9 protein-coding genes and 2 pseudogenes are annotated in these 9,811 nt (G+C 66.4%); 2 read left to right on the top strand and 9 right to left on the bottom strand.

Annotated features, from left to right (window positions below):
• Nucleotides 1-90: 90 nt before the first annotated feature.
• From ACZ69M_RS49945 to ACZ69M_RS49935, 3 genes and pseudogenes are all read right to left on the bottom strand, one after another.
• Nucleotides 91-177, bottom strand: a pseudogene (locus ACZ69M_RS49945) (IS21-like element helper ATPase IstB); the annotation flags it as partial.
• A gap of 272 nt (nucleotides 178-449) precedes the next feature.
• On the bottom strand, nucleotides 450-1,067 hold the full coding sequence (locus ACZ69M_RS49940) for a hypothetical protein (RefSeq protein WP_470060351.1): 618 nt from the start codon (nucleotides 1,065-1,067) through the stop codon (nucleotides 450-452).
• 197 nt (nucleotides 1,068-1,264) lie between these two features.
• Nucleotides 1,265-2,257, bottom strand: coding sequence for an AraC family transcriptional regulator (locus tag ACZ69M_RS49935; RefSeq protein ID WP_470060350.1), 993 nt, complete (start codon nucleotides 2,255-2,257; stop codon nucleotides 1,265-1,267).
• Nucleotides 2,258-2,733: 476 nt separating this feature from the next.
• Here ACZ69M_RS49935 and ACZ69M_RS49930 point away from each other — a divergent pair.
• Nucleotides 2,734-2,858: pseudogene (locus tag ACZ69M_RS49930) on the top strand (IS5/IS1182 family transposase); the annotation flags it as partial.
• A 71-nt stretch (nucleotides 2,859-2,929) separates the two neighbouring features.
• On the opposite strand, the gene ACZ69M_RS49925 reads toward ACZ69M_RS49930, so the two are convergent.
• The 4 genes from ACZ69M_RS49925 to ACZ69M_RS49910 all read right to left on the bottom strand — a co-directional run bounded on the left by ACZ69M_RS49925 (nucleotide 2,930) and on the right by ACZ69M_RS49910 (nucleotide 6,445).
• Nucleotides 2,930-3,130, bottom strand: a complete 201-nt coding sequence (locus ACZ69M_RS49925; protein WP_470060354.1) for a hypothetical protein — start codon at nucleotides 3,128-3,130, stop codon at nucleotides 2,930-2,932.
• Nucleotides 3,131-3,300: 170 nt separating this feature from the next.
• Nucleotides 3,301-4,566 (bottom strand): XRE family transcriptional regulator, encoded by a 1,266-nt coding sequence (locus ACZ69M_RS49920; RefSeq protein ID WP_470060349.1) that lies wholly within the window; start codon nucleotides 4,564-4,566, stop codon nucleotides 3,301-3,303.
• 50 nt (nucleotides 4,567-4,616) lie between these two features.
• A protein-coding gene (locus ACZ69M_RS49915; RefSeq protein ID WP_470060348.1) for an IS3 family transposase occupies nucleotides 4,617-5,827 on the bottom strand; the annotation gives its coding sequence in 2 pieces (ribosomal slippage) (nucleotides 4,617-5,527 and nucleotides 5,527-5,827; 1,212 coding nt in all).
• 51 nt (nucleotides 5,828-5,878) lie between these two features.
• Nucleotides 5,879-6,445 carry an ISAs1 family transposase gene (locus ACZ69M_RS49910; protein WP_470060347.1) on the bottom strand — a complete coding sequence of 189 codons (567 nt, stop codon included), beginning with the start codon at nucleotides 6,443-6,445 and terminating at the stop codon, nucleotides 5,879-5,881.
• Nucleotides 6,446-6,653: 208 nt separating this feature from the next.
• Here ACZ69M_RS49910 and ACZ69M_RS49905 point away from each other — a divergent pair, with 208 nt between their 5' ends.
• Nucleotides 6,654-7,364: a hypothetical protein gene (locus tag ACZ69M_RS49905; protein ID WP_470060346.1), complete on the top strand. Its 711-nt coding sequence runs from the start codon at nucleotides 6,654-6,656 to the stop codon at nucleotides 7,362-7,364.
• A gap of 231 nt (nucleotides 7,365-7,595) precedes the next feature.
• On the opposite strand, the gene ACZ69M_RS49900 is transcribed toward ACZ69M_RS49905, so the two are convergent.
• Nucleotides 7,596-8,948: a phosphomannomutase/phosphoglucomutase gene (locus ACZ69M_RS49900; RefSeq protein WP_470060345.1), complete on the bottom strand. Its 1,353-nt coding sequence runs from the start codon at nucleotides 8,946-8,948 to the stop codon at nucleotides 7,596-7,598.
• Between the two features lie 83 nt (nucleotides 8,949-9,031).
• Nucleotides 9,032-9,793: a nucleotidyltransferase family protein gene (locus tag ACZ69M_RS49895; protein ID WP_470060344.1), complete on the bottom strand. Its 762-nt coding sequence runs from the start codon at nucleotides 9,791-9,793 to the stop codon at nucleotides 9,032-9,034.
• Between the last annotated feature and the right edge of the window lie 18 nt (nucleotides 9,794-9,811).

Here is a 9,811-nt window from a genome sequence, read left to right as displayed (position 1 = left end):
GAGCACAGCAAGATAAAGAGTCCACAGCAAGCTAACGAGTACTCAGACAGAACCGTCACGGACGTCGTGGACTCTCCAGCAGGACGGTTAGATAACCGCGCAGAGCCGCGGATCGGTGAACGTCTTCGTCCACCCGCTGAAACTCTCGTTCGAAGCGATCGCGACGCTGTCGAACTCGGCGAAGGCCTCGTGAAGGGCGGCGGGCACTTGCCCCGTACCCGATCCAAGGTCGACCCGCACCTGACTGCCTGGACCAGCCGAGTGGGCGTCAACAACACTGACCAGGACGGCAAAGCTGCTTTGGGCTGTCGTTAGCAGCCACTGCACGATTTCTTAGCGTACTGAGCTGCGTCACCGGACCGTGATTCCCGTGTGAATACAGCCGATCGGCCGGGTGGGGCTGGTCGTGCCCCCGCCCGGCCGATTGTCATGCACTCCCGCGCTTCATACTACGCCTTAGGAGTGCACGGATTCTTGGAGACGCATTCCGCGAAGTGAATCGAGGAAGTGATGCCGTTCAGCACTCCGTAGGACTTGTAGAGCCGATGCTGGCAGTCCTCCCCCTGGACGTACTCGTCAATCATGAACTTGCGGTACTCGACCATCGGCCGGGTGTACCCGCGCTTCCCCGGGCCCACTTTCATGGTGTTCGTTACCGTCCTGCCCTTCGCCACGGTTTTGGTGACGTCGTAGCTAGTCTTCGCCTCCACCTTGCCGATGCCCCAGTCCAGGCTGCCGCCGGCCTCGCGACTGTAGGTGGAGGAACGGGTCGTGTCGGTCCTGATCTCGTATTTGAGCGTGGAGGTGGAAGAGCCGCCATTCCTCTTGCTGGCCGTGCGGCCGATGCTCTTGTACGTCGGGCTGCCCAACTTCGATACTTTGAAGTAGAAGACCTCATTGCAGCGAGTTGGTGCCGCTGACGCCGTCACAGGGATCGTGAACGACCCCAGAACGAGTGCAGATGTCACGAGGCCTGCGCCAGCCAGCCGCCTCTTTACACGGTTCATCTTTCCCCGTTTCTCTTTTTCGGTCCGCGAGTTGATCTCGCCGACCGGGGATGAGGTCAACGGGCGCTGTCATGGTCAGCAAATTCCGCTTCGTCATCCCTCCTTCAGCACTGTTTCTGCCGCATTATTCTGGCGCCACTTCGAGCAGCTGCGCCTGGCATCATTCCTCGCTCCGATGCCACCGTGCGGCAGGGTGTGTGCTTTCAGGGTCCCCTGGGCACTGCGGCGGAGTCGTTAGCACAGAGACCACAAATCTTTTAGCGATGCCTCTCCTTGTGGTCTGCTTGCACCTGGTGGCGGTAGTCCCTGGGTGGCATGCCGTAGGCGTTGCGGAACGCGCGGCTGAAATCGGCGGCGCTGGGAAAGCCGCAGCGGGCGGCGATGACGCGGATTGGATGGCCGCTAAAGGCCGGATCAGCCAGGTCCCGGCGCGCGCGTTCCAGGCGCTGGTGGCGGATCCAGGCAGCCACCGTTTCTTCTTGCTGCGCAAACAGGCGATGCAGGTAGCTGGTGGAGATGTGGTGCGTGGCGGCGATGGTGCGCGGTGTCAGTTGAGGGTCGTGCAGGTGCGCCTGGACGAAGGCGCGGATACCTAGGACGAGCGTGTGCCGGCGAGTTTCCGGTGGGAGCGAACTGTCCGCCTCCAGGGCGTGCGCGAACAGCGCGGACAGCAGGTCGACCACTACTGCTCCGAGCCGGGGTCCGTCGGCGGGCTGGTAGGAGCCGGTGTCCTTCGCCAGTTGGGTGAGCAGCTGTGCCAGCAGCAGTCCGAATCCCTGCTGTGTCGACAGCCGCAGACCGGGCACCCGGTCAAGCTGGTTCGCGGCAAACGGCAACGCCGCCTTGGGAACCTCCAGCCCAATTCCCTTGTGCAGCCTTGAGCCGTCACCCCCATGCACGTCGACAGGCCTCGAGGTGTCTACGACACACAGGCTGTCCGGACCGTACACGGCCTCCTCCTGGCCCCGGGTAGTGCGCAGCGGTCCGCTCAATGGCAGGGAGAGGTGCAGCCCCTCGGGATCGGACTGCCGGATCAGCCTCGGTGTCCGGCGAAAGCACACTGGCTGAAATGTGGTCGGCCACACTGACACGGCGCCGAGGCCTAGCAAACGCTGAGAAGCCCTGAAATCCGTGCGGTGGTCGCTGAGCAGCTCCAGGGGCGCGTGTGTCTGACCGACTAGCTCTCGCCAGCAGTCGAACCGATCCTCCGCCGGCAGATCCTCGCTCCGGAACACTGTCTCGGTCAGCATGTTCCCCATCACCCTCTTACGAGTTCCTTCGGCACCTGAACCACGCTCACATCTGTTTCGTTCCCCCTTCGCCGGGGTCTGCACTGGACGAATCAGTCATCAGGAACAGCCGCGCAAGGTCGTGGAACACGGCCACCCTCAACTATGCCGGAGAAGATCACCTTCCAGAGACGCGAGCCGATCCGGCACCCGGCCCGGGCCGGGTCCGACGGGGGAGGAGCCGCAGCTCAGCTGCGGCTGAGGAGAGACGGGTCCAGAGTGCCGGGAAGGGCGTTGGAGTGGATCACTTCTTTGTGTCTCACAGCAAGGTCCGTCGGTTCTACGAGGCACCGCCGGGAGTCGATCTCGATACGGTGGCGTACGTCCGAAGGCCCGCTCCTCTCCCCTCCTCCGAGTGCACGTTCACTGACCGGGTCAGGTAGTCGAGGGCGGGGGCAGACTTCGCTCTACGCCCCGGCCTAACAAACCACCGCAACGCCAACTCCCTGCTCAAGAACACTTCAAGGCCCTACGCAGGGTCAGCTTCGACCCCAGCCGCATCACGGTGATCGCCGCCGCGGCTCTCGTCCTGCTCCAACTCGAATACGCCCGGACCATCTGAACGAACACCCACGGTCGTGATCCATTACTGGCAGAGCCTCACTCCATGCTGGAGCAGCTCGCCGTTCTCGCTCAATGGCACGGTGGTCGATAAGGAACGGCTCCTACGAATCTGTGCCACTTCCCCCTGGGCAGGGCGTGTCCGGTAACCCTGCATATTCGTCGTATGGCTCGTTCGGGATCCGTTTCCCAGAGTCGCACGGTGCCGTCGTCGCCACCCGTGGCAAGGGTGTGTCCATCGGGGCTGACGAGACGGACGGCAGCCTCGGGGATGCCGGGCCGGTCGGTGGCGTACTAGGGGGCGGTGTCAGCGAACTCGCTCATGCTGTTTTCCATGTGATGGCAAGACCGTCCCCGCGGACGCGGGTACGAACACGGCTCCTCAGCTACGGGGCTCCTGTTCCGCGGACGCGAGCGATGTTCCCGACCTGGAGGAGAAGGGCCTATGCGGCTGCGAGCTGGAGGAGTTCCGGAACGCCCTGGGCACGGGCGTAGTGCTGGAAGCGGGGGAGCAGGTCGTCGACGAGCTGTACGCAGCGGGGTGCCCCGATGCGACGGGCCAGCAGAAGGGACTGGGTGGCGGCGGCCGCAGCGGGCTCGGGTTCCTTCAGGCCGAGGTAGCTCGCGGCGCGGTAGGTGAGGAACACGCCTCGAGTTTTGTCCCTGGCCGTGGGCAGCAGGCGTTCGCCTTCGGTGATGAGCTGGTGGGCGCGGACAGTGTCGCCGAGGTCCAGGAGGGCCTGGCCGGAGTCCACTGCGAGATCCGCGGCGCCCACCCATGCGCACCAGGCGGGCCGTTCGGTGCCGGCGTCGTTGAGGTGTTTTTCGGCCGCGGCGAGGGCGCGCAGCACGGAGCGTCGTTCGCTGCGGCCGCCTCGTGCGGCGAGGGTGCGGGCGAGGCGGAGCTGGAGCAGGCAGCGGGCGGCGGGGTTCTCGGCGCGGGTCAGCGCGTGGCCGAGGATGTTGGCCGCAGTGGTGTGATCGCGGCGCCAGGCGGCCTGGTAGGCGAGGTCGCCCAGGAGACCGGCGCCCATGTCGTGGTCACCTGCCGCGTGGGCGTTGTGCAGGCCGGCGATCCAGTTCTGGCTGGCGTGAGTGTGGCGGCCCAGGTCGAAGCGGTGCCAGGCGACGGTCTGGGACAGGGAGGCCGCCTGGGTGTGCAGGCGCAGCCCGAGGACGGGCGTGTACCGGCCGTTTTCGAGTAGTTCGGTCACCGTGGACAGATTGGCGTCCAGCAGGATGGCGGTGTGCTGCCGCTGCTCGGTGGCGAGACCGGCGAGATGCTGGGTGGAGCGCTCCAAGAAGGCAACGAAGTCCTCACCGATCGGCTTTCCTCCGTGGGCCTGGGCGAGCGCAGTCGCAGGGCCGACGGCCCAGTCCCCAGCCAGCGCGGACAGGGCGGCGCCGGAGATAGCGAAAAAGGTGCGGCGGTCCATCGCTGTTCGCAAGGCCTCTCTCAGGGCGGGCACGGAACTGTGGGGTCCGAGCGGGACAACGCCGTCGGCGGTGAGCGGCAGCCAGTTCGGCCAGTCGTCGGCGCGGACGATGTCCGCTGGCCAGCCAAGAGCTTCGGCGATGTAAATCTGGGATTCCTCGTTGGGCTTGACGCCCCGCTCCCACTTGCGCACTCGTGCCTTGTCGGTACCCGACCGCATTCCGCGTCGGCCGGCCGCAGCCTGAACGCCGGCGACGACCGCAACCTGCGTCATGTCGCGGGCAATGCGCGCGAGGGCCTTGCCCCCCTGATCCTGAACACGGGTTATGCGGCTTCGGCCAGCGTAGTTGATGTTGTTCGGAGTCCTTGTTCGTAGGCGATGGGGCTGCGGTGTCCGAGGTGGGAGTGACGTCGGACGGTGTTGTAGCGGTGCAGCCAGCGGAAGAGGTCCAGGCGGGCCTCGCGTTCGTCGTTCCAGGCCCGGCGGCCCTGAAGGATCTCGCGTTTGCAGGTGGCGTTGAACGACTCGGCGAGGGCGTTGTCCGCGCTGCTGCCGATGGCGCCCATGCTCTGACGGACGCCCGCCCGGCGGCAGGCGTCGGCGAAGGCCCGGCTGCAGTACTGGGCTCCGTGATCGGTGTGCATCACTGCACCGGCGAGGCTGCCACGGGTCCGCTCGGCCGCTTTCAGAGCGTCGATGACGAGGTCGGCGCGCATGTGGTCGGCGATCACCCACCCGGCCAGGCGGCGTGAGCACAGGTCGATCACGGTCGCGAGATAACGGAACTTCCCGCCGGCCAGCGGGAGATACGTGATGTCGCCGACATACTTCGTGTTCACCTGGTCTGCAGTGAAGTCGCGGCCGATCAGGTCCGGCATCTTCGCCGCGGCCGGGTCCGGGACGGTGGTGCGGTGCTTCCTGCGCAGGCGCAGACCCGCCAGCCCGACGGCCTTCATGACCCGGGCAACCCGCTTGTGGTTCACTCGCTCGCCGTCTTCGCGGAGCTCGGCGGTGATCCTCGGGACTCCGTAGGTACCGTCGGAAGCCCGGTGGATCACGCGTATCCGTGCGGCGAGTTGTGCGTCGGCCTTCTGACGGACCGCGCGGGCCGGGGCGGTCCGGCGCCAGTAGTAGAAGCTCGAGCGGGAGATCCCCAGGATGCGGCACAACCGCTTGACGCCATAGCGGCGCTGGTGGTCCTCAACGAACTGGCAGCGGTTCACCAGCCCGTCTCCGAGGCGAAATACCGGGCCGCCTTGCGCAGGATCTCGCGCTCCTTCTTCAACTCGGCGTTCTCCCGTCGTAAGGCCGCGACCTCGGCCTCCAGGGCCGGCGAAGACGGCGCGGGCGGCGGCGCTGCCGCCGCCCGGCGGCCCCGGGGACGGCTGGAGCCTGCCGCCCGGATCCAGTTCCGCAGCGTCTCCGGATTGATCCCCAGATCGGCAGCGATCTGCTTGATCGTCGCCTCCGGCCGCGACTCGTACAGCGCGACCGCGTCCGCCTTGAACTCCGGCGGATAGTGCTTCATGACCACGACACGTCCATCTCTCAGATCCTCAAGATCCACCATCTCGAGTGTCCACGATCAGGGGTGAGGGCCCAGGACGTAGTCTCCCCCGGCCCTGGTCACCAGGGTCGCGGTGTCGTGCTGGGTGTGCAGTGCGTCCATCGTGACGACCACGCCGTCCAGGTCGAGGAGCTGGAGCAGTTGTCGGGCGGCGGGGATCTCGTTGCTCTTCTCGCTCACCGCGACCTGGCCGAGTACCGCCCCGGACCCGTGCGCGAGGGCGGCGACCAGGTGCGGGGCCATGGAGCCGCCGCAGCGTGCACCGCGGACCGTCTTGCCGTCGATGGCGATCACTCTGCGGCCCGCGACACGTGCGGTCCTGGTCAGGGCCCAGGCCCCCAGCACCGCATCGAGACGGTCCGCGTCCAGGCGGGCGAACAGGCGCCGCAGCGTTGACTCGTCCACCCCGCCCCGCTCCAGGCCCAGCCGTTGCAGCGCGGCACTTCCCGCGTCCCGGGCCCATTCCCCGATCGCGGTGAACCTCCGGGCTCCGGCCACCACCGCGCACACCGCCACCGCGATCAGAGCGCCCACCTGGTGCCGGACCCCGCGCCGACGGCGCGGATCAGGTATCCCGGCAAGCATCTCGACGAGGAGCTCATGATCCGGGGCAGGCGTGCGAACAGGCGCAAGGATGAGGGACGATGGCATGGCGCGGGCGTGATCCCCTGGTCAGACGGTAAGGCGTAGGAACCTCCATCCAACCGGACCGGAACACGCCCGCGCGCCTCTTCCACCCGCAAAACCCCACTTCACAGGGCTACAGAACAACTTTGCCGGGACCCTGGCCTGGATGGCGATGAGTTATAACGTCCGCTTCTGGGACATACGCGAACGTTCTGATCGGCGCAAGCCTTTCCAGATCCGGTGGACGGTCAACGGGCGCGAGAAGTCCGCGTCCTTCATCACATTCGCGCTTGCTGATAGCCGGCGCGCGAAGCTGATGACAGCGGCGCGCGAGGGTGAGCCTTTTGATGAGCACACCGGTCTGCCCGCATCTGAGTTGCGGGCCATCAAGCAGCGGACTACGTGGTACGACCTGGCGCACGAATACATCGAGCAAAGATGGGAGCGTACGCCAGGGAACACCCGCCGCACCCTGGCCGATGCCTTCGCTACCATCACGCCCGCCCTGGTGCACCCCGGCGCAACGTATTCCGATCCGCGGATACTGAGGCGTGCCCTGTACTCCTGGGCATTCAACAAGAACGCCTGGCAGCGCGAACCCGACGAGGAGTGGCTCCACGCGCTGGACTGGATGAAGCGCAACTCTCTGCCTGTCAGCGCCCTTGCGGATGCGGATGTTCTGCGCAGGGCCCTCGATGCTATGTGCCGCAAGCTGGACGGCAAGGCGGCTGCGGCCAAGACAGCCCGACGCAAGAGGGCTGCGTTCAACGAAGCTCTCAACACTGCGGTGGAGAAGAGGTACTTCGCGGAGAACCCCCTCAACGGGCTCCGGTGGAATGCGCCGGCGGTCAGGAACAGCCCGAACCGAAAGACCTAACGGAGTCCTATTAGCCATCTACGGCGACACCTTGAAGGCCAGTTTCAACGCCTCCTCCGCTATGTCCAGGTCCTTCGCAGGCAGCCAGGCACGCGCCGGGTCGATGTAGCACCGGCGACGCGGTTGGGCTTGATCCTTGACGGCAGCTGATCAACCAGCGGCATCGGCATCCGGACGGCTCTCCTGAGCAACGTACGGGCGCGGTCCCGATCCGACTCAGCCGGACCTGCCTCATGCCCGAATGATCGCGAGCACCCAGTCGCGCAGTTCGGCCATCGAGTTCTCGTCCGGGGCCTCTACGTTGAGCCGCAGCAGCGGCTCCGTGTTCGACGGGCGGACGTTGAACCAGCGGCCGTCTCCCAGATCCACCGTCAGGCCGTCGAGGCGGTCGATGCTGACTCCGTCGACGCTACGGCAGGCGGACTCGACATCGTTCAGCGTGGCCTTCACGTTCACCACCGTGGAGTTGATTTCGCCCGAGGAGACGTAGCGCGTGTACGGGGCGAGCAGTTCTGACAGCGGCTGGTGCGCTTCGCCGAGCGCGGCAAGGACGTGCAGAGCCGTGAGCATCCCGGTGTCCGCCCGCCAGAAGTCGCGAAAGTAGTAGTGGCCGGAGTGCTCGCCGCCGAAGACCGCGTCGTACTCCGCCATGCGCGTCTTCATGAAGGAGTGCCCGACCCGCGAGCGGATCGGCCTGCCTCCGTGCTCGCGGATGGTCTCCACGGCCGCGGCGGAGGTGATGACGTTGTGCACGATCGCGGCGCCGAGATGCCGGGTCAGCTCACGCGCTGCGACCAGGCCGACGATTGCCGACGGGCTGACGGGCATGCCCCGTTCGTCGACGAAGAAGCAGCGGTCGGCGTCACCGTCGAAAGCCAGTCCGATGTCCGCGCCGCTCTCGCGCACTGCCGCTTGCAGGTCCACGAGGTTCTTCGGTTCCAGCGGGTTCGCCTCATGGTTGGGGAAGGACCCGTCCAACTCGAAGTAGAGCGGGATCAATGCGACAGGCAGGTCAGCCAGTACGGCCGGAACGGTGTGTCCGGCCATACCGTTTCCGGCGTCGACAACCACCTTCAGCTTTCGGTTTCCCTTGATCTGCACCAGTGAGGTGAGGTGATTGGCATAGCTGTAGAGCAGGTCGAGATGGGTCGCTGCTCCGGGAAGGTGGGCGGGAGCCGGCATGTTGGCGGTCTCCAGCCAAGCCCTGATCTGTTCCAGGCCCGTGCCCTCACCGATAGGGGACGCCCCAGTCCGGCACAGTTTGATGCCGTTGTACTGGGCCGGGTTGTGGCTGGCCGTGATCATCGCTCCGGGCATGTCCAGGCTGCCGGAGGCGTAGTAGAGGTAGTCCGTCGAGCCAAGGCCGGTGTCGATCACGTCGGCTCCCGCCGTGTTGACGCCTGCGGCAAACGCTGAGGCGAGCGCGCGAGAGGTGGCGCGCATGTCCCGGGCCATGACCACGCACGAGGCGCCTGTCAGCCGCACGAACAGGACGCCGATCCGTTCGGCGATCTCGGTGTTGAGCTGCGCGGGAACCTCGCCGCGGATGTCATACGCCTTGATCAAGCTGGAGTAGTCGGTCATGTGGTGCCTTTCGAGGGTTGCGGACAGGTCGGCGGTCCTTTCCGACCTGCTGGGTGCGGCAGAGCGGAGAGGAGAGGTGTCTGTCAGGCGGCTTCGGATCCGGCGAGCCAGCCGAAAGCGGTGATCTCCGCGGAAGCGGTCTTCAGATCCTTCGCGTTGTCCACGCCTCGCCAGTAGCCGTTGATGCGATAGGCCGTCAGCCGGTCCTGCGCGGCGAGGGACGGGAACGTGGTGTCCTCGTGGTCCCCGACGTCCGGCAGCAGCCCGGTCACCTCGGGCTCGAAGAGGTAGACGCCCGCGTTGATCCAGTGCGGCAGAACCGGAGCTTCGTCGAACCGGGTGACACGGTCGTCGCTGCTCAGCTCCACGACGCCGTACGGTGATTTCAGCGGGGTCACCGCGATGGTGGCCAAAGCGGAGCGCTCGACATGGGTGCGGGCCAGGTCGCGCAGCGAGAAGCGGGTCAGGACGTCCCCGTTCAGGCCCGCCCAGCGCTCATCCGGGTGCGGCAGCTGACGGGCCGCGTGCTTGAGGCCACCGCCGCGGCCGAGGGGTTCGTCTTCGACGACGATGCGGACTCGCAGGGGCAGCAGGTGGGTGGCTGAGTACTCCTTGAGGACCTCGGCGAGGTAGCCGCAGGAGACGACGACGTCCTCGATGCCTTCGGCTGCCAGCCAGTGCGCTTGGTGTTCGAGGATGGGTCGGCCGGCGACTTGGATGAGGGCTTTGGGGATCCGGTCGGTGTAGGGGCGAAGGCGGCTGGCCTGGCCGCCGGCGAGGATCACCGCCTGACGGACCACCGAGGAGTCCTGGCTGGTCGTGGTGGGGTCGGGCGTGTTGTTCATGGTGTCTCCCGAGGAATG

The sequence above is a fragment of the Streptomyces sp. NPDC107454 genome (genome assembly GCF_055582885.1).
This window is presented reverse-complemented; position numbering and strand designations above follow the sequence as displayed.